Origin of the sequence: Stenotrophomonas maltophilia (genome assembly GCF_013464485.1) — a bacterium.
In the GTDB taxonomy this organism is placed as follows: Bacteria; Pseudomonadota; Gammaproteobacteria; order Xanthomonadales; family Xanthomonadaceae; genus Stenotrophomonas; species Stenotrophomonas maltophilia_AW.
Window position 1 is genome coordinate 1 of the sequence record NZ_RAUX01000049.1, and the last position, 24460, is coordinate 24460.

General features: G+C 59.4%; 20 protein-coding genes. 5 read left to right on the forward strand and 15 right to left on the reverse strand.

The window, feature by feature from the left end; translation table 11 throughout:
- From D7Y61_RS19335 to D7Y61_RS19350, 4 genes are all read left to right on the forward strand, one after another.
- Positions 1–844: hypothetical protein (locus D7Y61_RS19335; RefSeq protein ID WP_180868654.1), on the forward strand; the 844-nt coding region annotated here is incomplete at its 5' end.
- 353 nt (positions 845–1197) lie between these two features.
- A complete protein-coding gene (locus tag D7Y61_RS19340; RefSeq protein ID WP_017354470.1) occupies positions 1198–2763 on the forward strand; it encodes a hypothetical protein in 1566 nt (521 codons plus the stop codon).
- Positions 2764–2820: 57 nt separating this feature from the next.
- The gene (locus D7Y61_RS19345; RefSeq protein WP_180868655.1) at positions 2821–5577 is read left to right on the forward strand and encodes a caspase family protein; all 2757 of its coding nucleotides are present in this window, start codon (positions 2821–2823) and stop codon (positions 5575–5577) included.
- A gap of 273 nt (positions 5578–5850) precedes the next feature.
- The gene (locus tag D7Y61_RS19350; protein WP_017354472.1) at positions 5851–6336 is read left to right on the forward strand and encodes a hypothetical protein; all 486 of its coding nucleotides are present in this window, start codon (positions 5851–5853) and stop codon (positions 6334–6336) included.
- Between the two features lie 144 nt (positions 6337–6480).
- Here the strand turns inward: D7Y61_RS19350 and D7Y61_RS22810 are convergent, their stop codons facing one another.
- The 9 genes from D7Y61_RS22810 to D7Y61_RS19385 all read right to left on the reverse strand — a co-directional run bounded on the left by D7Y61_RS22810 (position 6481) and on the right by D7Y61_RS19385 (position 14881).
- Positions 6481–7098 (reverse strand): flavodoxin family protein, encoded by a 618-nt coding sequence (locus D7Y61_RS22810; protein WP_080355009.1) that lies wholly within the window; start codon positions 7096–7098, stop codon positions 6481–6483.
- A gap of 105 nt (positions 7099–7203) precedes the next feature.
- A complete protein-coding gene (locus D7Y61_RS19355) occupies positions 7204–8244 on the reverse strand; it encodes a lipid A deacylase LpxR family protein (protein WP_017354473.1) in 1041 nt (346 codons plus the stop codon).
- 543 nt (positions 8245–8787) lie between these two features.
- The gene (locus D7Y61_RS19360; RefSeq protein WP_049400906.1) at positions 8788–9531 is read right to left on the reverse strand and encodes a cation diffusion facilitator family transporter; all 744 of its coding nucleotides are present in this window, start codon (positions 9529–9531) and stop codon (positions 8788–8790) included.
- A gap of 97 nt (positions 9532–9628) precedes the next feature.
- Positions 9629–10204 carry an S-(hydroxymethyl)glutathione synthase gene (gene gfa, locus D7Y61_RS19365; RefSeq protein WP_005413334.1) on the reverse strand — a complete coding sequence of 192 codons (576 nt, stop codon included), beginning with the start codon at positions 10202–10204 and terminating at the stop codon, positions 9629–9631.
- 56 nt (positions 10205–10260) lie between these two features.
- On the reverse strand, positions 10261–11370 hold the full coding sequence (locus D7Y61_RS19370; protein WP_005413335.1) for an S-(hydroxymethyl)glutathione dehydrogenase/class III alcohol dehydrogenase: 1110 nt from the start codon (positions 11368–11370) through the stop codon (positions 10261–10263).
- 265 nt (positions 11371–11635) lie between these two features.
- Positions 11636–12925, reverse strand: a complete 1290-nt coding sequence (locus tag D7Y61_RS19375; RefSeq protein ID WP_037590709.1) for an NAD(P)/FAD-dependent oxidoreductase — start codon at positions 12923–12925, stop codon at positions 11636–11638.
- Between the two features lie 72 nt (positions 12926–12997).
- Positions 12998–13870 carry a carbon-nitrogen hydrolase family protein gene (locus D7Y61_RS19380; protein WP_017354476.1) on the reverse strand — a complete coding sequence of 291 codons (873 nt, stop codon included), beginning with the start codon at positions 13868–13870 and terminating at the stop codon, positions 12998–13000.
- A complete protein-coding gene (locus tag D7Y61_RS22670) occupies positions 13867–14472 on the reverse strand; it encodes a GNAT family N-acetyltransferase (protein WP_017354477.1) in 606 nt (201 codons plus the stop codon). Before D7Y61_RS22670 ends, D7Y61_RS19380 begins: the two co-directional genes overlap by 4 nt.
- 1 nt (position 14473) lies before the next feature.
- Complete coding sequence (locus D7Y61_RS19385) at positions 14474–14881, reverse strand: ketosteroid isomerase-related protein (RefSeq protein WP_017354478.1); 408 nt, start codon at positions 14879–14881, stop codon at positions 14474–14476.
- Between the two features lie 131 nt (positions 14882–15012).
- On the opposite strand from D7Y61_RS19385, the gene D7Y61_RS19390 reads away from it, so the two are divergent.
- Positions 15013–15972, forward strand: a complete 960-nt coding sequence (locus D7Y61_RS19390) for a LysR family transcriptional regulator (protein ID WP_017354479.1) — start codon at positions 15013–15015, stop codon at positions 15970–15972.
- Between the two features lie 85 nt (positions 15973–16057).
- Here D7Y61_RS19390 and D7Y61_RS19395 read toward each other — a convergent pair whose 3' ends face one another.
- From D7Y61_RS19395 to D7Y61_RS19420, 6 genes are all read right to left on the reverse strand, one after another.
- The gene (locus D7Y61_RS19395) at positions 16058–18709 is read right to left on the reverse strand and encodes an excinuclease ABC subunit UvrA (RefSeq protein WP_026070507.1); all 2652 of its coding nucleotides are present in this window, start codon (positions 18707–18709) and stop codon (positions 16058–16060) included.
- Positions 18710–18750: 41 nt separating this feature from the next.
- The gene (locus tag D7Y61_RS19400; RefSeq protein ID WP_180868657.1) at positions 18751–20079 is read right to left on the reverse strand and encodes a replication-associated recombination protein A; all 1329 of its coding nucleotides are present in this window, start codon (positions 20077–20079) and stop codon (positions 18751–18753) included.
- Between the two features lie 54 nt (positions 20080–20133).
- Positions 20134–21438 carry an NAD(P)/FAD-dependent oxidoreductase gene (locus D7Y61_RS19405; RefSeq protein ID WP_026070508.1) on the reverse strand — a complete coding sequence of 435 codons (1305 nt, stop codon included), beginning with the start codon at positions 21436–21438 and terminating at the stop codon, positions 20134–20136.
- Positions 21439–21453: 15 nt separating this feature from the next.
- Positions 21454–22284: an S-formylglutathione hydrolase gene (gene fghA, locus D7Y61_RS19410; RefSeq protein ID WP_017354482.1), complete on the reverse strand. Its 831-nt coding sequence runs from the start codon at positions 22282–22284 to the stop codon at positions 21454–21456.
- A 68-nt stretch (positions 22285–22352) separates the two neighbouring features.
- Positions 22353–23681: a DUF3422 family protein gene (locus tag D7Y61_RS19415; protein WP_026070509.1), complete on the reverse strand. Its 1329-nt coding sequence runs from the start codon at positions 23679–23681 to the stop codon at positions 22353–22355.
- A 503-nt stretch (positions 23682–24184) separates the two neighbouring features.
- Positions 24185–24427: a metal-sensing transcriptional repressor gene (locus tag D7Y61_RS19420; RefSeq protein ID WP_180868663.1), complete on the reverse strand. Its 243-nt coding sequence runs from the start codon at positions 24425–24427 to the stop codon at positions 24185–24187.
- Between the last annotated feature and the right edge of the window lie 33 nt (positions 24428–24460).

Genomic DNA, 24460 nt, shown 5'->3' on the forward strand with positions numbered 1-24460 from the left:
CCCCAATCCAAACAAAAGTCCGGAAACACTTCGAGCCATCGAAACGCTGCTCCTCTGGGAGGGGCAAGTCACCAATGAGCGAGTACGCCAAGTGTTTGATCTGCATATCACCACGGTAAGTCGATTGCTAACCCAATATGCTGAACTCAATGGAGGCGGCCTTGAGTACCGAAGCCATGTGCGCGGATACGTGGCGATGTCTGGCTTCAGACCCCTCCTAACCGAAGGGCTGATCGAAGAGTACCTTGCGTTTGAGCGCCCCCAGGAAGCTACAGGCTTTATCGAGAGCTCCCAGCTTATCCTCGGCGGCGTTGAACGACGCCACTTCGCACTGCTTAATCGTGCCTGCAGAGAGGGCAAGGGGCTCGTTGGCGAGCACCGGTCCATGCGCAACCCAGCACCTCGCACCAAACGACTGTTCCCTCATGCGCTGGTGCAGGCAGGCAGGCGCTGGCATGTTCGCGCATTTGTCATCGCCGAGGACGAGGCGGAAGCCGGACGCTTCCTGGACCTGTCTATAAATCGGCTGAGCGGCTTGAAACAGCTGGCTGATCCTCGGCCAGAGCGGGCCGAGCCTAGCCAGGACGCCGCCTGGCAGACACAGGTAGAGCTGTCGATCGTCCCCCATCCGCATCTGACACCAGATCAGAAGGATATGGTGCGTATCGAGTATTTCGGAGGTAAGGCAGCCTACAGGTTAAGAACCCGTGCCGCACTACTCCAATACCGACTACATGAACTGCGCTGCGCCACCGATGCAGAGAAGGAGCCGCCGAACGAATTTCACCTCTGCGTCGACGATCCAACCGCGATCCAACCGTGGCTATTTGGCGAGCTGAATTAGCGGATGGCATGATCGTAGCCAAACTTGAGGCCCGGCACGGATACCGCGCTACCCCTGCCTGGGTAGCTACCCTACATAGGAACCGTATCAGATGGACGCCATTGGCATTCAAAGCCAATTCTCCGTCTGTACCTCAATGATCAGGTCGATGAGCCGTGCCCTCGTGTCCCTATCGATCGAGCGCCAAATGCAAACTACCGCCCCAGCTGCGGCATGGTCCGGGGCATTCAACTCTAGCCCTTCGCTTACTCGGCATTGAGGTGACCAATCCCTACCTAGGCGATTACTGATTGCCCACTTCATAAACTCATGGCACTCTGGGTTGGCATCATTCTGGTCACAGGGGGCCAGGTATGGGCAGTCTGCATCAAATCCACAGTCGCAACGGCCGTATCGGTGCCGGAACCGATACGAAGCCAGAGGATATCGACGCTATCGTCACGGCGCTTCGTAAGGACGGGCGTGGTCATTTGCTGCTTTACTTTCACGGGGGCCTGGTCGACAAGGCCGCGGGTATCGGTATTGCCCAGCGACTTGAGGGGCGCTTTTCTCAATCGGCCTATCCGGTTTTTTCCGTGTGGGAGTCGGGTTTCGTTGAAACGATCCGCAACAACCTGCGCGAGCTGCCGGATGAGCCGGTATTCAAGAATCTGGTGCGCAAGGCGCTAGAGTACGCGCTCCGCCGCTTGGGAGGTAGCAACGGCGCCCGGACCATCACGCCGGGCAACGTCGATGCAGGGAAGGTCCGCCAGGCAGTTGATACATATTGGAGCGATCCCAGTCGCAATCACGTGCCCTACCGTGATTTCAAACCTGTAGTGGGGCCCTCAGGTGCGCGTGCGGCGAGTGCGCTGATCGACGACGCCGAGATCGAAGCCGACTTGCAAACCGACAGCGAGTTTGTGGTCGCCATGCAAACCCTGCCAACCGCGTTAGACGAAGCACGCGATGCATTCATCGGGGGCGGAGCGAGCGTTCGAGATACCCCGTTCTCGCAGGCGGTATCAACGCAGGTCGCCGGGGTCGAGGGAGGCCGCGGGTTGATCGTCTGGTTCAAAGTTTCCCTTCTGGTGAAGCGCATCCTGCAGGGTGTTCTGCGTCGGTACGCGGATCAACGCGATCACGGCCTGTATGCAACGGTCGTAGAGGAAGTGTTGCGTGGTGTTCATTTTGGTGGCAGTGGACTCAATGAATGGGGCAAGGCACTCCAGTGGAACCGCATGAAGCAGGACTCACTCGATGCGTTCGGCGACGGCTCCGACCTGTATGCCGGAACTGCGCTGCTGGAGCGGCTGCGTGCCGCCCATGCCTCTGAAGGGCTGCTATCGAGGATCACTCTAGTCGGCCACAGCACTGGCGCCGTCTACATCGCCAATTGGCTTGACAAGGCATCAGAGCTTCTGCCGGCCGAGATTGCATTCGACGTCGTGTTCCTGGCGCCCGCCATCACCTACGAGCGCTTTGCCGCCACGATCACCCAACATGGCGATCGCATCCGTCACTTCCGCTTGTTTGGCATGCGCGATGAATTCGAACGGGACGATCAGGTCGTCGGAGACGACTCTAAATTTCCCAATGGGCAGGACTGGAAGCGCTTCATCTATCCCAGCTCCCTCCTCTATCTGGTGTCGGGTGTCCTCGAATCGCGCCCAAATTCCGACGGAACGCTCGTCGACGAACCGGACATGCCGCTGCTGGGCATGGAACGCTTCTTCGCTTGGCACCACATCTACTCAGATAGCAAGTTTCCCGAAATAGGTGCAGTCCGCGCGTGGCTCGGAGCTGCACCGAACCGTACGATCTGGTCCAAGTCCCAAGGACAGACAGCAGGCTTGAACAGCACAAGCATTGATCACGGAGCTTTCGACGACGACGAAGATACGCTGCTCAGCGTTGAGAGCCTCCTCGGCGGATGGTGACATCTTCGAGAGCACGCCAAAGGTGCCCTTGTGTACGCAACAGGGAGAGATGTGGACATGCCGCGAGATGATCACTACGCGATCGTGCTGACAATTAACCGTTATCCCGGCCTGAGTGACCTCCATGGACCTGAGAACGATGGCGAAGAGTTCCGGCAATGGCTCCTCGATCCGGAGTACGGCGACCTGGACACCCGACGTATCCAAGTCATACGGTCGCAGGATTATGGCGTGGCAGCGACCCCGGACGACGCAAACCCGACCGAGAAGGAGCTCAAGAAGGCGCTTAATCTATGGCTGCGCACCCCGAACGGATGGCATGACCGCATTGGACAGCGCTTGTATCTGTTCTTCGCCGGACACGGGTTCACAGCCGGTTCGGCGATTCACGACCCGGCACTATTCTCGGCCGTCGCGCAAAACGGCGACACGGCGCATATCGCCGTCCTGCGTTATGCGTCGAAAATCGCCAACGCGGGTTTCTTTGATGAAATCATCCTGGTAACGGACTGCTGCCAGGACGTACTCAAGGCGAGCCAGGTGCTCGAGCCGACTTGGACCCCGCCGGACCGGCAACGAACGGCACACGTCCGATTGTTCCAGGCGTATGGAGCGCCGCGGGGACGTCAGTCCTTTGAGCGCAACATTGGCCCGGCCGGGCAGTCTCGCGGCCTGTTCACTAGCGTCCTACTGGACGCGCTGCGCAGCGCACCGCCTGACGCCGACGGATGGGTGACGGATCGCGCCGTCGCGGACTACTTCCAGGTGCTATGGGCCGATCGCTACGAACAGGAAACCGGATACACGCCACCACTGACTCCCGCAACGAAGCGGATTCGAATATATCAGCGCCCGGCGTCGGCGCCAGCTTCCGCGCTCCCACGCCGGGTTGCCGTCGACCTGAGCCGCATCATTGCTAAATTCGCGGCCATCGACGGGCAACCGGATCCTGACATCTCACCTTACCCACCCGCGCCGCCCACCGACATGACGCCAAATGGGCAGCTACGCAATAGCCAGCTTCGCCAGCTCGAGCATCCCATCGTGGAGCTGACCCCGGGTCTGCATCTCGTCGTTACACCAGGGAATCTACCCGACGTCGCCTTCGAGGTTCCCTACCCGGTGCTGCCAGCTGCAGGCAACACCCCTCCCGTTGCTGCACCTATCGACATGCCCGCTTTGCGAACCGACGAGGTTGCAGCGCAGCCGGTGGTGTTGAGGACGGACAATCCCAACGCGCAGATCACGGTGCTCGATGCTAGCTACGCTCGTGTCAGCATCGGTACGGGAGTGGTCTCGCTGTCCTTAGCTCCGGGACTCTACAAAGCCCTGGTGCACGTCGGGGCCGAATCGGCGCAATCGCTGTTCGTTGTTGCGGATGCGCCCCTCGACCAGCGGTTGCCCGGGCCCGAATTTTCCGCGGCTGCGCCCGTCATCGGCACGTCAACCACGCACCAAAATCAGTCCCTTCATGCCGCTGAATACTCGATGATTCCGACGGAGCCAAGCCGCGATCTCAGCGAAATCGGTGAGGTCTTTGTCTTCGCGCGCGACTCCAGTTTCAGTCCCGACGGCTCTCTAAACCCCGCGCCACCGTGGCGGCAGTGGCACCTCAGTTCCCTTGTAGGGGCAACCTTGGAGGAGCGCCTCATCCACAGTGGTACGGACGACAGGCTCGGCTACGCCTACCTCAAATTAGCAGCAACAGCTGGCAGCCTCGCACTGCGAACGGCCAGCCCTTGGGACGAGTCGAATGAAGACGGACTGGTCGTCCCGGTGATTAAGGGGTGGCGTACCGAGATCTACCTTGACTGTACCTCAGCTCCGCCAACCCCTCCGATGGTGGACACTCAGGGCGCACGAATGCTCGACTTGGCGACTGCCTCCATCCATCTGGTCCGGATGGGAAGTGCGTCACTGCTGTTCGATCCGATCGGGCTTGCGACGGAGGCGGCGCGAGCGCAGCTTACAGTCGGCCGGGAGGTGGCGGTGCCATCAACCGAGCAAGCAATGGCCAGCCCGATGTGGGCCTTGTACGCGGCCCTCGCTGCCTTCCAGCGGGGCGGGCAGCACATCGATACCGTTGGACAATGCGTTGCAGCCGTTCCTAAGGAAATCAGGGAGGGTCTATCCGATTTTGCGGTGCTCGCGCAATGGCTAGGCCTATCGAACGTGGCCCATCCGCTCCGTAACCCACCCGCGCTGGCGGCCTCATGGAGCCTTGCCTCAAAGCTGGAGGCGCGAGGCGGACTGGCCTCCGAACTGTTCGAGGAGATCGGCCAATGGCGGTCCGGTGGGAGTCTATGGACTCTCTGGCAGCGTTCAGTTGATGACCGCTGGTTGTTGCGAAATCGGCTTTCTGACCAGGCTATGGGCACTCTGAAGGGTAATGCACAGGGGATTGACGACGCGGCAACCCCGCAAGTGCTCGCCCCCGCCTGGTCACTGGACACCTGGGTTCCGGTCGAAGACGGCCTGAGGTGTCCTAATCCCACCCATAGCCCCTTCCAGCAAGCACTCCGTCGGCGTCTTCTGGATGCGCTGGCTGAGCGCCACACCGATGCCGACAGCGGCGCCTTCACCACTGTGTCGCTGCCACCCGAGTCCGATGTCTTCGCCTTGGCAGCGGAGCTCATGCTGTCGCCGATATACGCCATGGCCGCCTATAGCAAGCTGTATGCGGAAGCCCGCCGCCAATCCGACCTGGGCCCTCTCATCGAGTGGGTAACGGTGAACGGAGATGAACCCGACCCAGACTCGACAGCCACCAAGTCGAAGCGCAGCACTCACCTGCAATCAATGGACGACTACTGAGAGGCGAATCGTAAGCGCGGCCTTCACGCGAACCCCATCCAAGTATTCTTAGCGGTGTCTAGGCAAAGTTGTCCCAAGTCACTGCCGACCTGCGTTGCCAGCCCGAAGCGGTTATAGGTCAAGAATCTAGATGAGGTGCGACGCCCGGCCTACAGGATGACATCCTCCCGCGTGTTAGGCGGCTCTCAAGTAGCGCCATTTCTTGGTGGTCCTTGTGCCTTCGCTGTGGCAGTTTGCGATTCGGACCTCACACTACTCACATAGAATGCTGAAATGCCGGTAAGCGCCAATCTCGCCTACGACCTTCTCAAGACCGTGAGCAAACTGGAATTCCAGCTCCGACGGCACGGGGACTTCTTCCGGAAAGACCGGACGGGGCAACCGACGTCCGACGTGGCTTGGCGCAAGGTGCAAGAGCGCGTCCGAAAGTTGGGCGACGATTTCGCGTCAGAGGTTCCTGAGTCGGCGCGTGCGCGCCTTCTCTGTCAACGCGATGAGCGCCCCATGAAGCAGATGATTATTGAAGAGAACGGGAACTTGGTGGCCCGCTTTTGCCCCTGCCCATTGGATGCCGAATCGGATGCGGTCGCGCTGGTGGAAGCCATGCGGCAAGTCCGCAACAACCTCTTCCATGGTGGCAAAGAAGATTCGGAAGTGGATCCGTACGAAGAAGACAACGATTGGGTCTACGCCGCGACGCAGGTTGCGATTGCTCTCCAGCATGCGTTGTCTAACGGACGGCTCGACAATCGCGAATGAAACCACCTCACGAAACTCTCGGGACGGCCCTAGGCCGTTGACGAGCGTGCAGCAAGGGGCGACGCGGCGATTGGCATAGCGCTAGCTAAGGCGAGGGGTGCCGACTAAACGCAGCATTGGCCGGGGGCATTCATGGTAGGTCGGTCACATCAGATCCGTAATTCTGAGATCATCTGGGTCCGATCTTCTGAACCAGGCACGCTTGCGCGCCAAAGGCCGATGCTCGAATGATCGCGCACCTCGTCGAACTATCTCTCGCCCAAGGAGCTCAATAGCTGACTGCTTCCATGATCCTCTGGATGTAGTGACTAGTACGACCTTTTTCCCAGGGAACATGTTGCTCCTAACAAACTCCCAAGCCGGCGGCGCTGGGCAACCACGCCAGATGGGTGTTCCCAAATAGATAGCGTCATAGGGAGCTAGATCCATCCACGCGGGATTTATCCACGCGTCATCAAGACCCCCATCAGCCATAGCATTCACCCACCCGGCCAAGCCCAATGAGTAGTCAAATGCTTCGACAGCACGCAGATCGGCGTGTAACTGGTTCGCCAGATAACTAGAGGCTAAGGCGGTGTGCCCAGAGCGAGAGTAGTAGACCACCAGGGCATCGGGTAAAGGAGATCTCGATGGGGCCGGCGCCTTTAGCTTCTGAAGTTTCTCCAGCCTTCGTCGCGCTGCCCACACGACACAGCAATCAATCACCTTGATCCCAGCGGCAAGCGCGACGATGACTACGACGAGCTTGGTGATTAGCATCATTCAGTACTCTCCATCATGCACTCCCGCGTTACTTCTGTAGTCGCTCTGCGAGGTACTGCACTCAAGGACATTGCATGGTCGAACACCCGCGATCGTCGCCACCTACTATAGCGAGCGGCTAATAGTGAAGCTTCCGAACACCGGCGACTGGCGCTGGCCATAGAACTCCCGGGTGCTGTGGTAACGCGCCATTGCGAATCTCCAGCGCCCGCGCATCACCGCGATGCCGTAGCCGCCTTGGGCGACCACGTGGCGCTTGTCCACGCTGTGGCTGTTGCGGAAGGTATTGCCGTCCAGAGTGATGTCGCGGATTACCCATGCCGCGTCGGTGGTCGCAAACAAGTGCCAGGACCAGCCGCTGAGGCGGCCACCACGGGTCGGCGCGGTGTTCTCGCCGGCCGGGCGCAGCGGCGTGCTGCCGAAGTCGTCGGGCAGCTTCCAGCCGAAGCGCACTTCGCCACCGGCGTTGGCCTTGGTTTCCAGGTTGCCGATCGCACCGCCATAGTGACTGATCGCATCCCAGCCCCAGCCGCCGGCATTGACACTGGCATCGGCCGGCCAGCGGCGCATGCGCTCGTGGGTCAGCATGAACACCGGCTCGTTGTGCAGCTGGTTGTCCCAACCCTTGAACTTCTCGTCCCCTAGCGCGTCGTGCACGGCGTTCTGCACCTGCCTGCCCTGGGCCCAGGGCCCGACCACGCCCACGGCCAGCTGGGTGGTCTGCAGGCGGTCGCCGCTGCGTGCGTTGAAGCCGAAGCTGGCCAGCAGCACGCCGGCATACGGCCGGTCATCCTCGATCAGGTCGCGGCGGGTCGGGTCGGTGGGGGTGAAGATGGCCTGGCCGATGCTGAAGATCATGTTCTGCTGCTCGAACCTGCCGGGGTGCAGGCCTTCCAGGTACTGGTTCACCCAGCGCGCCATGCGCGGCAGGCACGGGTCGGCGGTGTAGTCGACCAGGTTCGGCGAGACCAGGGTCAGCTGCGCGCCGTTGGTATAGCCCTGGTCTTGGTGGCGGCCACCGAACAGGTCGTTGTCGACGCGGAAGCTGATCTGCGGCGGGTGATCGCGCATCGCGTCCGGGCCACATTGTTCGGCCGCCTGGGCCACCGGGGCTCGGGCAGCGGCCAGGAACACGAGTGCCGCCATCACAGACAACCGACTAAGCGCCAGTCTTTTCATGGGCTTGCTGCCATTTGACTCAATGTGAGGTTCAATTGAAGATCTAATGCGCTGTCGCAGTAGACCCGGAGGAAGGGGTTTGAGCCATACACCAGGCCATCAGCCGGCCGCACGCCAATTGCTTTCAAAGGCGGCGCATCCCTGCAGCAGTATCTAGCGCTCTTGGGCTCGCCAAGACGTTCGCCTGAGCAAGAGATCGTCCAGGCCCTCCCCTAGTGCCGCAACAGCCGGCGCCCCAGGTACTGACCTAGACTGAAGGGCACGTCACCTCGCTGCGAAGCAACGTCAGCCGCTCAAGATGGACGTTTCAGAATCACAGTCAGTTTGTTGATCTCTGACTGAGAGAATGGCCACCCCGCCAGCAACTCCGCATCATGTGAGGTGGGGCATATGCGCTCAGCGGGCTCGCCAGATGCGTCCAGGAATGACTCCGGTCGCAGCGAGTTTTGTGGAAGGCTCCCAATCGCAGGGCTAGCCTCCGTGCTGAGCACGGAGGCACCACCGCACTAGCTACTTACGCCGACCTATCCACGCCGAAATGGAGCTACGAAGCAATCTAATGGCCCAGACTGCGACAACCGACGCTCCGATGAGGCCTGTGACTGAGTCCAGCCACGTCACGTCCCAGATCATCCCCACGACAAGTGCAGTAATTGCGAGTGCCGTTACAGCGGTGTCCGTAGCGACGTGAAGATAGGCCGCACGAAGATTGGGACTCCTGCGCGCATCGGCCCCCTTCTCGTCAGCATGGCGCTCATGCGGAACGTGGCAGTGATCAACCGCAGCACCTTCGCGATGGTAGGCAGAATGTAGCCACCGCGCTGAGAATATATTTGTAATCAAACCCGCAACGGCGATGGCAAGCGCTTCTGAGTACTGAACAGCCTCTGGCGCATGGAGACGCTCCGTCGATTCATAGGCCATCGAAGCGGCAATCCAAAGCATGATCATCGCGCTTACGCTCGCCGCGATGAGCTCAACCGCTAGCACCCGAGCCGCGCGCTCTGGGCGGCTCTGATTCCGCTCAGCGTACCAAGCGATAGAAAGTGCGAACAGGAGTACCAGCACGTGAGAGCTCATGTGCCAGCCATCTGCGAGAAGAGCCATCGAGTTGAAGGCCCATCCTCCAGCAATTTCGACGGACATCATGACCGCAGTGAGAGTCGCGGCCTTCGTAATTGCCCGTGCGTTGCCGGTGCTCTGTACGCCCTGCAGAGTCCGCTCGTGCATTGCGTTGGGGGGAAGCAAGGACATGGTCGAAGACTCCAGGCTCTGAGCGAAAATGTATACGCCGGTGGCGTACTGTCAGGAAGTACCGCCCCTTGCATGCAAGGGGCGGCATTTACACTGCTTAGGAGAGAACGCCGCTGAGTCGTGCAGCATGCGCGGACAGCGCATCCATGAGCGGCGGGTTCAACACGTCGTACGGCTCCAGGGACAGAGCCTTCAGGCGGCTACGGACGCCGTCCATCTGTTCCGGCCTTGCGCCGCCGCCTTCGATGATCGAAGACACGAATGCGGCGAAGCGCGGTTCTTCCCAGCCCTTCTGTTCGGACAGTTCAACGTGAATGAAGTCCAGGCCGTAGAAGGCATGGGACTTGTTCTCGATGCGGCCAAACATGTGGACACCGCAGTCCTTGCACGCGTGGCGCTGGATGGTCGCAGCCGGATCGACAATCGCCAGCTTGTCGGCATTCGCCGTGATCGAAACGGTATCGCGGGGAACGACACCGACCACGGAGAAGATGGCGCCTTCCGGCTTCCAGCACTTGGTGCAACCACAGGCATGGTTGTGGGCCACATTGCTTGCGACGGAGATCTCAACCGGCTTGTCAGAGCACAGGCACTTCAGCGTGCCGCCCTTGAAGCCGGCGGTTCCGGCAACGACGCCGGAATCGACCGAGGGATGGATAGTTTGGTGTTGCATGGACTTAAACTCCTATTGTTGGAAGTGCAGCACCGGTTGCCCGGTGCTGCGGTGCATCAGTAGTTGATGACAGTACGAATGGACTTGCCTTCGTGCATGAGTTCGAAGGCTTCGTTGATTGCTTCCAGGCCCATCGTATGGGTCACGAACGGAGCCAGATCGATCTCACCCCGCATGGCGTCTTCGACCATGCCAGGCAGCTGGCTACGGCCCTTCACACCACCGAAGGCGCTGCCAATCCAGCGACGACCGGTCACGAGCTGGAACGGACGGGTGGAGATCTCCTGACCAGCACCGGCCACACCGATGACAACGCTCTGGCCCCAGCCGCGGTGTGCACACTCCAGCGCCGAACGCATCACATTGACGTTGCCGATGCACTCGAAGCTGTGATCGACGCCCCAGCCGGTCATCTCAACGATGACTTCTTGAACCGGACGGTCGTAATCCTTCGGGTTCACGAATTCGGTTGCGCCGAACTGCTTGGCCAACTCGAACTTGGACGGGTTGGTGTCCACTGCGATGATGCGACCAGCCTTCGCCTGACGAGCACCCTGGATCACCGCCAGGCCGATGCCACCGAGGCCGAACACGGCCACGCTGTCACCTTCCTGCACCTTGGCCGTGTTGTGCACCGCACCAATGCCAGTGGTGACACCGCAACCGAGCAGGCAGACGTGCTCCGGATTCGCTTCCGGATTGATCTTGGCCAGAGAGACTTCGGCCACGACGGTGTACTCGCTGAAGGTCGAGCAGCCCATGTAGTGATACAGCGGCTGGCCGTTGTAGCTGAAGCGGCTGGTGCCATCAGGCATCACACCCTTACCCTGGGTGGCGCGTACGGCAACGCACAGGTTGGTCTTGCCGCTCTTGCAGAACAGACACTCACCGCATTCTGCGGTGTACAGCGGGATGACGTGATCGCCGGGCTTCACACTGGTCACGCCCTCGCCCACTTCGACAACGATGCCGGCGCCTTCATGGCCCAGCACCACCGGGAACAGGCCTTCAGGGTCATTGCCCGACAGGGTGAATGCGTCGGTATGGCAGACACCAGTGCTGGTGATCTTCACCAGTACTTCGCCCTTCTTCGGCGGAGCAACATCGATTTCGACGATCTCGAGCGGTTGACCGGGACCGAATGCAACGGCTGCACGGGATTTCATGTGAGTTCTCCTTGGGTGTAACGAGATAAGTGCGACAACGGTCTTTGGGGCGAGCTTGATCAGTGGTACATCGGGCGCGCCGCCCCTGGCGCCGGCTCTAGAACGCGTTTCAATCAGGTCGAATGCGCCTACAGCATTCTTCTTGGCGAGCTGTTGGGACCAAGTATTGGACTTCGATGGATTGCTGTATATGGAACAGATTGGATTTCATAATTCCTTGCGTTGGAATTGTTGACTCGCAGCTCCGCCCCTCAGCTCGCCCGCATCAATGCAACTTGAGGCGAGGCTCCGTACTCCGTCCCAATGCGTCTGCCAGCATGCGCGCAACCACCCGGCGTGTACCGAACAGGCTCCTCTGGTGCATGCGATACAGTGAGATGTAGAACATCCTGGCCAGCCAGCCCTCGACCTTGAATGACCCCATGAGGTTACCCATCAGCGTGCCAACGGCGCCCTCCCTCGACAGGGACACCAGCGATCCATAGTCTCGATAGGTGAAGCTGGGCAGCGGGCGTCCCTCGATACGGCGGGTAATCGCCTGCGCAAGGAAGTGAGCCTGCTGATGAGCGGCCTGTGCCCTGGGGGGAACGTTTGTACCGCTGTGTCCATTCGGGCAGGCTGCACAATCCCCGAATGCGAAGATGTTCGGATCCTGCGTTGTCTGCAGCGTTTCAGATACCTCGAGCTGGTTGATGCGATTGGTCTTTAGGTTCCCGAGGGATGCAAGGAAGACGGGAGCACGGATGCCCGCCGCCCATACCTTCAGCCTCGCAGCAACCTTGATGCCATTGGCGAGTTGCAGGCCCTCTTCATCCACTAGGGTCACAGCCGAGCCACACATGACACGAACGCCTTCATGTACAAGTCGCTCGGCGACCGGCAGGCTCACGCGCTCTGGCAGAGCTGGCAGCACTCGCGGACCAGCCTCGATAAGCGTGATTTTCAGATTCTCGGGAGAGATCTTGTCCAGCCCATAAGCGCTAAATTGCCTTGCAGCATCACGCAGCTCGGCCGCCAGCTCGACACCGGTGGCGCCGGCGCCGACGATCGCAACCTCCAGTGTTTCTGACTTGCCGCGCGCTTGCGCGCCCATGTACTCGCTCAGCAGCCGCTTCTGGAAAGCAATGGCGGCATCGGGATCGTCCAGGAACAGGCAATGATCCGCTGCACCGGGAGTTCCAAAGTCGTTCGTTCCGCTACCCACGCTGATCACCAGGGTGTCGTAGGAGATCGAGCGACGGGGCGCAATAACGTTGCCCTCCTCATCGTACAGTGGGGCAAGCTCGATCTTTCTGGACTTCTGATCCAAACCCGTCATCCGCCCCAACTGAAACTGGAAGTGATTCCAGCTAGCCTGGGCGAGATAGTTGAGCTCACTTTCTGCGGCATCCAACGCGCCTGAGGCAACCTCGTGAAGAAGTGGCTTCCACAGATGCGTCATCCGAGCATCGACAAGAGTGACTTTTGCTCGCCCTGAGCGCCCGAGCTTCCGGCCCAGCTGCGTAGCCAGCTCCAGCCCTCCGGCCCCACCACCAACAATGACAATACGATGCATTTTGATTCCCCAGGTATTTGAGTTGCCAGCGACGCCCACGAGCACTTCATGGCCCAGGCATCTAGACGTTGGTTAGTTCAGGACCTCAACGGAATGGAAGCGGAGCTGACCATCCCAATCCTTGTCGACGGCTACCTGCGCTCGTGCACGGCTTGCTTCGAGCGCTGCGAAGTCAATGTCAGCAATCGCCCACTCCTGATCGTCGGAGGTCGCTGCGAGCACGCCGTCACTGGGGAAGCCATGGTCCATCGGTGAGAGGATCATTGCCTCACCGGTGTTGACATCAAGCGCTTCACTCCAGTCGGCGACGCCAGCGGTGACCGCCTTTGCCACGAACATCCGATTCTCAAGCGCTCGCGCTCGGCACCCAACATCGACACGGGTGGCACCGGCGTCGGTGTCGGTGCAACTTGGCACCAACAGCAAGCGCACCCCTGCCTCCTGCTGGAGGCGAACAGGAAGCGGAAATTCGCTGTCATAGCAAACCGCAATCCCGACACGCTTTCCGTCCTGCTCAAACGCCGCGATGCGATCGCCAGGCTCGATGACAACTGCCTGCTTCTCGAAGCCAGTAAGCTGAAGCTTGTCCTGCCATCCGCTGCGACCATCAGCTGTGAACCACCAGGCACGGTTGCGATACATCCCATGGGATGTTGCGGTGAGGAACGTTCCTGCCTGGATGGTCATTCCCAGTTCGACAGCCAAGGTGCTATAGAGCTCACACCATGCGCTCTGATAGATCTGGAGCGACTCCAGGGTGGACCTCAGGCTAAGCTGAAGAGCTTCTGGAAGAGTCGAACCCAGTTCCAGCGACAGGTATTCCGGAAGTACTGCAAGCTCAACTCCTTGTTCCCGTGCGTCATTCAGAATTCGGCGCTGGCGCGCAGCGAACTCGGCAAAGGTCTTCGGACGACCGATCACGTACTTAGCTGCTGCAATCTTCATGTAACGTCCTCCAAGGAACGGAGCCAAAGTGAAAGTGTCTGCTCGGTTTCGTGCGTGGCCCCATGCTGCCGCCAAGGAAGAGCGACCTTCATCGCGCTCTGTTGTGCATACCCACGGCGAGTCCAGAAGCCTTCATTGCTTCGATATCCAGGTGGCCTAAGCGGATCAGTCTCCGACCGAACCACCGACGCGAAAGAAGACCACTTGAAGCCCTTTCGTCGGGCTTGCTCCTCTCTTCGATCAAAGAAGACGTGGCCCAAGCCAGCTCCTCTGTACTCCGGCCTCAGTACGGACTCCCCGCAGTAGAAGACTTCTTCTGGCCGGGGACCGTGCTCCTGGAAGGGACGAATGAAAGCGGCATCGGCGCTCAACAAAGGAAGGCCAGTCGATGCACCTACAACGTCCCTTCCATCCCTGGCCAGGACAACGATGCCCCCGTCAGACGTCGCATAATTGCGGAGGTAGTGACGCTCATAGTCCATGTCTCCTTCGTACAGGTAGGGATAGCTACTGAATATCTCGATCCGCAACTGAGCGACGCGATCGAGCCAGTCCTCGATTTCGGTGCCGACCAGTACCTCTACTCGCACGTTGGTAGCCATTTCAGGGCGCCTTGTGGACCTGGGAAATCCAGTCCTCCAGGTTGTAGTAGTTGGTGACGCGCGCAATCTTTCCATCACGGATGTCAAAGAACGCGCCACCGGGAAGAACATAGATCTGCCCTGCCGCTGCAGGGAGACCTTCGTCCGTGTGGTGGTAGAGTCCGTGCACCACGTACTCCGCGCCGGCACGCGCACCATCGCTGCTGTACATCACCACGATGTCGTGAAGCTGCTCGCTGTAGCAGGAATCCATGCGGCTCAGGAACGCGCGGAATGCGTCGATCCCTACTTCGCGACTCCCCTGATTTAGATCGTGCACAACGTCATCAGTGAGCATCGAGAGCATCGCGTCGCGATCACCGCGGTTGAATGCCTGGTAGTACTCTTCGATGTAGTTGAACTTGCTCATCAGGTTCTCCGGTCAGGTGAGGGTGTGGAGGAATTCTGGAGACCTGAAGAATTGTTGTATATGGAATTGATAGGATTTCATAATTCCCTGAAATGGAATAATATGAGCCCAACGACCATGGGGGCCTTGAGATGAACAGCGAGCTGGATCTTCTAAAGACGTTTAGGGCCGCGGCTGAGGCGCCGAGCTTTCGTGAGGCCGCTGTTCGACTGGGAAGCTCTCCTCAGGCCATCACCCGAGCGATACAGGCCCTTGAAAGTCATTACGGGGAGCTGTTGTTCCACCGAAGCACACGCCAGGTTCGCATCACGGCCTTTGGGGAGGATCTCTTACATCAGCTGCGGCCGGCGCTTGAGGGCTTAGACAAGCTGTGGCGCCCGCGAACCAAGGCGACGGCCTCACAGATTGTGGGCACAGTCCGAATTAGTGCCCCTCACAGCATGGGCTCCAGGGCAGTTCTTGCCGCCTTGGATACAGTGACCCAAAGTCACCCGGGAATTGTCTTGGACGTTCGCTTAAGCGATCGGGTTGCAGACGCTGTCGATGAAGGGATCGATGTCGGAATCCGCGTCGGCTTCATGCGTGATAGCAGATTCATTGCGAAGAAGGCAGGAGAGATGCGACTGCACATCGTTGGCTCCCCCGCACTTGTAGAGAGAATCGGAGCACCAGCGGAGACTAGCGAGCTCTCGCGGTTTCCACTGGTTGCATCGGTGGACATCAATACAGGCAGGCCCTGGCCCTGGTACCTGGCTGGAGGCGTACAGGTGGCGCCGACAGCACCGGTCTTCATTGCAGACAATGCCGACATGGAGATGGCAGGGGTCATTGCGGGCTTGGGGTTTGCCCAACTTGCTGATTACATGGCTGCCCCACTCATTCAGTCAGGTGTTCTGCAGCGTGTGATGGAAGAATTCGATCCTGCGCCGTGGGGCTTGTACGTCTATCGGCCTCAACGCGGCCCAGTCTCACCTCGCGTCAGAGTAGTTTTCGATGCACTCCATTCCGCCGTCGGAGCACTACCAAGCCTTACGCAGATGGCGCCCTCCCCCACCTCGGCCCTAACGCCATCCAAAGCAGGGAAGCGCTAATGCCGAGTCGCTTGGCCGCTCTCTGATACGGGATCTGGCCGCCATGAGCGCCAGGGACGCTCATGGTGGCCAAAAGAGCGTCGGGTCAACCCGCGCGGGCGAGTTCCTCAGCCAAGAAGGGGGCGGTACGGCTTCTCTTCACGCGAGCGACCTGTTTTGGAGTTCCTGCCGCCACGATCTGCCCGCCCGCATCACCGGCACCTGGACCCACGTCGATTACCCAATCCGCCTGAGCAACGGCACGCATGTCGTGCTCAATCATGACCACCGTATTGCCGGCATCAACGAGCCGCTGGAGCTGCACAAGCAGCCTATCCGCGTCCGAGGCATGGAGGCCCGTAGTGGGTTCATCCAGGACATACAGTGTCCGCCCGCGCTGGCTTCGTTGAAGCTCTGTGGCCAGCTTGATGCGCTGCGCTTCACCACCCGATAGCTCGGTAGCCGGCTGGCCCAGTCGAAGGTATCCAAGGCCAATCTCCTTCAGCAACTGAAGTGGGCGAGCGATCGCGTCCTCATCGCCAAAGAATTCACGTGCATCCTCGACAGTCATCCGCAGAACGTCTGCAATGTTCTTACCGTTCCAAAGCACCTTCAGCGTAGCTTCGTTGTATCGCGCACCGTGGCACGTTGGGCACGGTGCATAGACGCTAGGCATAAACAGCAGCTCGACGCTCACGAACCCCTCCCCTTCGCACGTCTCACAACGTCCCTTGGCCACGTTGAAGGAGAATCGACCTGCGTCGTAACGTCGACGCCGCGCATCTGGTGTTGCGGCAAACAGCTTTCGAACATGATCGAAAAGGCCGGTGTAAGTCGCGAGATTCGATCGCGGCGTCCGTCCGATTGGCTTCTGATCAACCTGGACGAGACGCTGAATAGCATCGACATCTCCGCCGAGGTGTCCCCCTGTCGTCTCGATGACGGTTGGCCCGTCTGCTGCCCCCGTTTCCACCGCGTCGTCTTCAGGCTCGTGTCCAAGTTGAAGCATCATCAGCTCCGGCAACGCTTGGGCGACGAGGCTGGACTTGCCCGATCCCGAAATCCCGGTCACCGCGGTGAGGATGCCCAGAGGTATCTTCGCATCAATGCGCTTCAGGTTGTGACGCTGGATGCCCTGAAGTTCCAGCCAACCACTCGCTTGACGCTCTTGGCCACTAGGGGGCGGGACCTTGTCAAAGAGGTACAACGCGGTACGTGACTCGTCGATGTCACGAAGACCATCCGGCTCTCCGCTGTAGAGCACTTTGCCGCCCCGCTCTCCCGCCTCAGGCCCAACATCCACCAACCACTGGGCACGGCGCATCAGCTCCAGATCGTGCTCCACAACAAATACGGAATTACCACCGTCGCGGAGGCGGTCCAAGGCGTCATAGAGAGCCTGGCTGTCGGAGGGATGAAGACCTGCCGACGGCTCGTCCAACACGTACACCACGCCAAAGAGCAGCGAGCTCAACTGCGTGGCGAGTCTCAATCGCTGCAGCTCGCCAGCGGACAATGTCGGCGTAGCGCGATCCAAAGTTAGATAGCCAAGCCCAAGGCCACGCAACTGACTGATTCGGCTCATCACTCCACTAGCGAGGCGCTGCGCGGCCAGGCGCTTCTCCTCCGACAGCGCTGAGGTGCGGCGGACGTCAGGAGACACCGCGTGGACCGCCCGCCCACTGGCCGCCCTATCGGCGCGATCACGACGGGTGGCTTCCTTGTTCGCCTTGCCCCCGCCAGCATGAGCACTGAAGTCTCCTTGAGAAATGGGCTCGAGCAGGGAAGCCAGTTGGTCAAGAGGCATCTGCATGAATTGACCAATGTCCACACCCGCAAATGTCACTGACAGCGACTCTGCCTTAAGGCGCTTGCCATGGCAGGTGGGACAAAGCTTACCCTCCATGTATCGCGATACGCGGCGCCTCATCAGGGCACTTTGCGTGTTAGCAAACGTGTGCAGGACATACCTACGGGCGCCAGTGAAGGTTCCCATGTAGCTCGGCTCAGTTTTACGCTTCAGGGCCGCACGCGTCTCCGCCGGCGTGAACCCAGCATAGACCGGCACAGTGGGCGACTCCTCGGTAAACAGAATCCAATCGCGGTCTTTCTTGGGAAGGTCCTTCCAAGGCCTATCAATGTCGTAGCCCAGCGTCACCAGAATGTCGCGAAGGTTCTGCCCGTGCCATGCAGGTGGCCACGAAGCAATGGCACGCTCACGGATGCTCAGCTTTGGATCCGGCACCATGAGGGCCTCTGTCACCTCGTACACATGGCCAAGGCCATGGCAGGTCGCGCATGCGCCCTGGGGAGTATTGGGTGAGAAGTCCTCGGCATAAAGCATAGGCTGATCAGCCGGATATGCTCCCGCGCGGGAATACATCATACGAATGAGGCTGGATAGCGTGGTGACGCTACCCACCGAAGATCGCGCATTGCTGGCACCACGCTGCTGCTGCAGCGCTACTGCCGGCGGGAGTCCATCGATGGAGTCAACATCAGGGACGCCTGCCTGATCGATTAGGCGTCGAGCATAGGGAGCAACGGACTCAAAGTACCTCCTTTGAGCTTCCGCATAGATTGTCCCGAATGCAAGAGATGACTTCCCGGAACCGGATACACCGGAAAAGACGACCAGTGCGTTGCGAGGAATTGAGACATCAACGTCTCTAAGGTTGTTCTCACGCGCACCGCGCACCTCTACAAGGCCGCTTGCTGCGACACTGCAGGAAGCTTCACCGAATGTGGCGTTTGGCATGTGCATGTCTCTGTAGGTTGTAGACGTTAAGTTCAGCTGGATCACTGGCCCGAAGAGGGATCGGCTTCGGTTTGCGATGCCTCTTCATCCAAGGCTCGCTGCCATGCCTGTCTCTCAGCCAAGGCGCGCTCAGCTCCCCGATCAGTGGGCCGATACCAGTTCGGCCTCTCCACACCCTCCGGCAGGTACGTCTGTCCAGCTGCGTAGCCGTCTGGCTCATGATGCGCGTAGCGATATGCTTGTCGATACCCCATCTGCCTCATAAGCTTCGCTGGAGCATTCCGAAGATGCATGGGAACTGGTAATGATCCGTGCTCCTTGACGAAGGCCCTTGCTAGATCCCAAGCCGCATAGGACGCATTCGACTTGGGGGAGAGCGCCAGATAGGTCGCAGCCTGGGCCAAGACAATTTCACCTTCAGGAGAGCCAAGTCGCTCATACGCCTGCGCAGCGTGGATGGCCAAGTGCAGAGCGCCCGGATCAGCATTTCCGATATCTTCGCTTGCCATAATAATCATTCGACGTGTGACCTGGCTCACGTCCCCGCCCCCATCCAGAATGCGCGCTAGCCAGTAGAGGGAGGCGTCGGGATCAGAGCCACGCAGTGATTTGTGAAACGCGGAGAGCTGCCAATAGAACTCGTCCCCGCCCTTATCGAATCGACGCAGTGACGGGCTGGTGGAGCGCTTGGCAAACTCAAGATCCACCTCTTCCACCCGCTTCTCAGAGGCCGCAGTTGAGACCTGCTCGAGAAGATTCAGGAATCTGCGGCCATCACCATCAGCGAAGCCCTTCAGCAGCTGCAATGCGGGATCGGAGAGGTCAACGCCTCGCAAGTGAGGTCTGGCGCGTTCGTAGAGCTTCTCAAGATCTGCGTCAGACAGAGGCTCAAGTGTGTACACCTGCGCGCGCGAAAGCAGCGCCGAGTTAACGGCCAGTCCTGGATGCTCTGTGGTGCCGCCCACCAGCGTGAGTAGCCCTGATTCAACGTGAGGTAGCAGCGCATCCTGCTGGGCCTTGTTGAACCGGTGAATTTCGTCGACGAAAAGTACCGTGGAGCGACCGCGGACGTCGAGTTCGGCCCGCGCATCATCAATGGCCTGCCTGATGTCCTTTACCCCGGCGAGTACGGCGGAGATCGCAATGAAGTGACTGTCAGTCACCATCGCTGCGAGGCGCCCCAGGGTGGTCTTACCGACGCCCGGGGGCCCCCACATGATGAAGGAGTGCAGACTTCTTGCTTCAAAGGCAAGACGCAAAGGCTTCCCCGGCCCCAGCAGGTGTTGCTGCCCAACGAACTCGTCGAGAGACTTCGGTCGTAGCAGTTCGGCCAGTGGTGCCCTTGGTTTCGCTGTGAATAGATCTGCCAAGGTGTTCTCCTTCGGGAAGTCAGTTGCGAGTGTGCATTCAGAGCGTCTTGGCCCCTATTTCAGCTTCCCATCCAATGAGCCGCTTGTGGCATTGCTTGCTTTTTCACGGAGGATGATGCGAGCCCCTCTGTATCCAACGCTGTGATTCCATACCCAGCTCATTGCGACGCTCAGGCGATTTCGCACTCCGATAAGGAAGTAGATGTGAGCGAGCTTCCAGATCCACCATGCGATTCCTCCGCTCAGCTTTAGCTTCCCCATATCGATTACTGCAAGGCTGCGTCCAATCGTGGCGAGGTTGCCCTGGTGCCGGTACTTGAATGCAGCGGTCCTCCGCGCCCCTGTTATCAGCCCTTCAATCTGGCCCGCGACGTACTTGCCTTGCTGCTTGGCCGCCGGCGCGATTCCAGGAACGGTCTTTCCGTCCGCAGTGGCTGATGAAGCAGTGTCCCCGATCACGAAAATGTTGGGGGAACCAGGCACCGTTAGATCAGGGCCGACGATTGCGCGCCCCGCCCGATCTGATTCGGTGTCGAGCCAACGTGCGGCTGGAGACGCCTGAACTCCCGCTGCCCAGACGATTGTGGATGCCGCCAGCTTCTTGCCATTGAGCATCACCCCATCAGAGGCGCACTCGGTGACAGGGGCCCCCAACAAAACGGATACCCCAAGCTTCTCGAGGGCGCGCCTCGTGTACTCGGAGAGCTTTTCAGGAAAGACGGGGAGCAGCCGCGGACCCGCCTCAATGAGAAATACCCGGGTTTTGCTGGGATCAACTGACCGAAAGTCATCCTGCAGCGTGCCACGCGCCAGCTCCGCGATGGTTCCGGCAAGCTCGACACCTGTAGGCCCACCACCAATGATCACAAAGGTTTGAAGGGCCTCTCGAACCTCGGGATCATTGCAGAGCTCCGCTTGCTCGAACGCGCTCAAGATCCTGCCTCGAATGGTTGTTGCATCCTCCAGGCTCTTCAGGCCTGGAGCGTACTTCGACCATTCGTCATGCCCAAAGTAGGCATGTGTTGCTCCCGTAGCGAGCACAAGGGTGTCGTAAGGGTATCGAGTGCCGTCCTGAAGGATCACTTGGCGGGCAGCTTTATCCACACCCTCGACCTCCGCCATGAGGGTTCTGACCTCCGGGCGGTCACGGAACAGATAGCGGATCGGCCATGCGATCTCCGACGGTGACAGTGACGCACCAGCCACCTGGTAGAGCAGCGGCTGGAACAAGTGATAGTTCCGCCGGTCAATGATTGTTACATCGACATCCACTCCTTCAAGGTGCGTGGCGGCCTCCAGTCCGCCGAAGCCCGCCCCAACGATCACAACTTGATGACGATTTCTGGAGGTCTTGATCACGGCAGCACTCCTTGGTTAGGTGTTCAGCGCCGATGCGTGGTGCTTGAGATGATCGGCAATGAAGCTGGAGATGAAGTAGTAGCTATGGTCGTAACCATCGCGAAGGTTCAGCGAAAGCGGATGATTCACCTTGGCGCATGCATCTTGAAGCAGTTCGGGGCGGAGCTGATTCTGCAAGAAATCATCGCTGAGCCCTTGATCCACGAGCAGGGGCAGGCGCTCCTTTGCATCTGCAATCAGCTCCACGGCGTCATACTGCCGCCACTGCTCCTGATCTCCCCCCAAGTAGGCCGAAAACGCCTTCTGGCCCCAAGGAGCCTGGGTGGGTGCCACGATCGGAGAGAAGGCGGATACGCTGCGATAGCGACCTGGATTTCGCAAAGCGATGACCAAGGCACCGTGGCCGCCCATTGAGTGGCCGCTAATTGAGCGAGCCTGGCTAACAGGGAAGTTCTTCTCAACGAGAGCAGGCAGCTCACTTACAACGTAGTCATACATGCGGTAGTGGTCGGACCACGGTGCCTCGGTGGCATTGACGTAGAACCCCGCACCTTGGCCGAGATCGTAAGCTGGATCATCCGCGACGGACTCTCCGCGCGGACTTGTATCCGGAGCAACGATGGCAATGCCATGCTCAGCAGCGAGCTGCTGCACTGCAGACTTGGTGATGAAGTTCTGCTCTGTGCACGTCAGGCCAGAGAGCCAGTAGAGAACAGGTACCGGGCCGCTGGACGCCTGCGGAGGGAGATAGACTCCAAACTTCATGGTGCAACCAAGGCTGGATGATTCATGCTGGTAGACGTCCTGCCATCCACCGAAGCTTGCGTGACGCTCAATGCGTTCCATTGTTCTTTCCTCTGAGTTGAATTTGATAGGCCATCTATCGCGAATCGAATGTGGCCTTAAGCGAGGCTTTAGGCCTTGTCCTCGACTGCCGAGTCACCGTGTGCATGCCTGATCCTTCGGACAATCCACCAAATCAGCAGCAATACAGCGGGAACCAAGATCGCAGTGACGGTTGCTGCGATGTCATGCGTCCCAGGCAAACCCTTGAGCAGGTATGCGAGAAGACTCACGACGTAGTACGAGATGGCGGCCACCGACAAACCTTCCACCGTCTGCTGCAGGCGCAGCTGAACCTTCGCCCGTTCATTCATGGACGCCAGTAGGTCGCGGTTCTGCCGCTCGAGCTCAACATCAATCCACGACCGGAGGAGCGAGATCGAGCGCGTCAACTTGTCTGAGAGCTTCCCCTGTCGCTCCTTCACTGACTGGCAAGTTCGCATGGCCGGTGCAATCCTTCGATACAAGAAGTCCGCCCAGGTGCTATAGCCGGCAACTTGATCCTCCGCCAACGCATCCAGTCGCTCTTCAACAATTTCGTAGTAAGCCCGACTTGCACCAAACCTATAGAGATTTGCCGCGGCGTCCGCCTCCAACTCTGCAGCCAGGCTGGTCAAATCCGAGAGGAGCACGTCACTGTCACGACGTCCGCCGGAGGCCCTGCGCATCTCTTCAGTAATTGCAGCCAGACGCGCCTCCATGCGACGAAGATTCGACGTCATGGAACGAGTCAGCGGTAGCGCTAGGAGGGCAAGCGTTCGGTATGTCTCGACCTCGAGCAGTCGTTGCGCCAGCGCTCCTGCCCGCGCCGGAGTCAGGTCGCGATCAAGGATGAGCATGTGGGTTAGCCCTTCCTCGTCTTGACGGAAGTCGGTCACAATGGCCGCGGCACCGTTCTCAACCAGCGAGTAGCAGCGGCTGACGGGATCAAAGCAATCTATTTCCTTCTCCGCCTCCGCGGTCCAAGGCAAAAGCCTGACGCTAACAGCCGAGATCACGGGTCCTGGCGGCTTGAATCCCTGTCTAAACGGGTTGTCCCCACAAGGCTCACCTGTTTCTGAGCTCAGTGGTGCGCTCCAGAGGTAGGAAGAGAACTCAGTGTGCTTCTCGCAGTGCAGATCACCCTCATTCCACGTAAGCGCGTGATGAGGTGTGGTGTGATCCTCGACTGCAGCCCCCATACGACCTGAAAGATCGTCGATCGCGGCACGATCTCGACTCATGTCCCCTTCTGTCATGAAGGAGAGCTGGAGAAGGCTTCGCGGAGACTGGGTGAGAAGGTGCGGTCGCGCATGGACTTCCTCAACGGCGGCGCGGCGGTCCGCGTGCGCCGGCATCCCATATACGTAGCCTTCTGCTGGCGTGCCTGCAGCTTGGCTCAGGCCGGATGGGTCATTCATACATAGCCTCAAGAATGGATGATCTTCTAAACACCGCTCACGGGAGGTCTATCACTTGCTTGTGCGATAGCTCAGCGAAAGGTCGTGTGGTGGAGCCGGCTCTGGTGTAGGGCGGTAGTGGGAACCACAACAAGCTGGGAGGACAGCACCGCATAGATCGCAGGCCCTTGCTCTCCCACCTTCCAGCCAGGCGCGGACCGCATGGGAGTCGCAACGAGGCTGGAAGCTCACTTCAAAGGGCCTCCCATGACTCAGTCAGATGCCGAAGGCAACGATGCCGACAGAGATTGCCCGCTCCAAGAAATACAGACAGGCGCAACTCGACTGACATCATCCAGCATGCCTTGGAGCCTCCTGGAAAGGCCTCAACGTCCTAGTCGTGACGCCCTAACCCACGAAGGGGTTAGGAATGGCGGGTTCTACTTGGAAATGAAGTAGTTCGGACACCCATAGATTGCCTCCTCTACTTAGTACTAGCGCCATCAAGCAATGTCGCGAACTGACTAACGGAGATAGGAGCGGACAATAGAGATGGTCTCGTCAATCGACTTCCTTTGAGAGTCGGTGTGGGTGTCGCTATGCGGGAACTCTTCACGCAGATAGCTCTCCAGAACCGTCGCCATCAAACCATTGACCGCCCCGCGCACAGCAGCAAGCTGCTGAAGTACTGCAGCACATTCCGCCCCGCTCTCCAGAGCCTGCCGACGCCCCCCCTCAATTGAGTAGCAAGCTGCTTTGGAGTCCAATCCCCAACGAGAAGGAGATTGGACGTGAAAAAG

Bases quoted from the DNA above. Each gene is read 5' to 3' on its own strand.
- D7Y61_RS19340 (WP_017354470.1), top strand. From the start codon at position 1,198: ATGGGCAGTCTGCATCAAATCCACAGTCGCAACGGCCGTATCGGTGCC.
- D7Y61_RS19345 (WP_180868655.1), top strand. From the start codon at position 2,821: ATGCCGCGAGATGATCACTACGCGATCGTGCTGACAATTAACCGTTAT.
- D7Y61_RS19350 (WP_017354472.1), top strand. From the start codon at position 5,851: ATGCCGGTAAGCGCCAATCTCGCCTACGACCTTCTCAAGACCGTGAGC.
- D7Y61_RS22810 (WP_080355009.1), bottom strand. From the start codon at position 7,098: ATGATGCTAATCACCAAGCTCGTCGTAGTCATCGTCGCGCTTGCCGCT.
- D7Y61_RS19355 (WP_017354473.1), bottom strand. From the start codon at position 8,244: ATGGCGGCACTCGTGTTCCTGGCCGCTGCCCGAGCCCCGGTGGCCCAG.
- D7Y61_RS19360 (WP_049400906.1), bottom strand. From the start codon at position 9,531: ATGTCCTTGCTTCCCCCCAACGCAATGCACGAGCGGACTCTGCAGGGC.
- gfa (WP_005413334.1), bottom strand. From the start codon at position 10,204: ATGCAACACCAAACTATCCATCCCTCGGTCGATTCCGGCGTCGTTGCC.
- D7Y61_RS19370 (WP_005413335.1), bottom strand. From the start codon at position 11,370: ATGAAATCCCGTGCAGCCGTTGCATTCGGTCCCGGTCAACCGCTCGAG.
- D7Y61_RS19375 (WP_037590709.1), bottom strand. From the start codon at position 12,925: ATGCATCGTATTGTCATTGTTGGTGGTGGGGCCGGAGGGCTGGAGCTG.
- D7Y61_RS19380 (WP_017354476.1), bottom strand. From the start codon at position 13,870: ATGAAGATTGCAGCAGCTAAGTACGTGATCGGTCGTCCGAAGACCTTT.
- D7Y61_RS22670 (WP_017354477.1), bottom strand. From the start codon at position 14,472: ATGGCTACCAACGTGCGAGTAGAGGTACTGGTCGGCACCGAAATCGAG.
- D7Y61_RS19385 (WP_017354478.1), bottom strand. From the start codon at position 14,881: ATGAGCAAGTTCAACTACATCGAAGAGTACTACCAGGCATTCAACCGC.
- D7Y61_RS19390 (WP_017354479.1), top strand. From the start codon at position 15,013: ATGAACAGCGAGCTGGATCTTCTAAAGACGTTTAGGGCCGCGGCTGAG.
- D7Y61_RS19395 (WP_026070507.1), bottom strand. From the start codon at position 18,709: ATGCCAAACGCCACATTCGGTGAAGCTTCCTGCAGTGTCGCAGCAAGC.
- fghA (WP_017354482.1), bottom strand. From the start codon at position 22,284: ATGGAACGCATTGAGCGTCACGCAAGCTTCGGTGGATGGCAGGACGTC.
- D7Y61_RS19415 (WP_026070509.1), bottom strand. From the start codon at position 23,681: ATGAATGACCCATCCGGCCTGAGCCAAGCTGCAGGCACGCCAGCAGAA.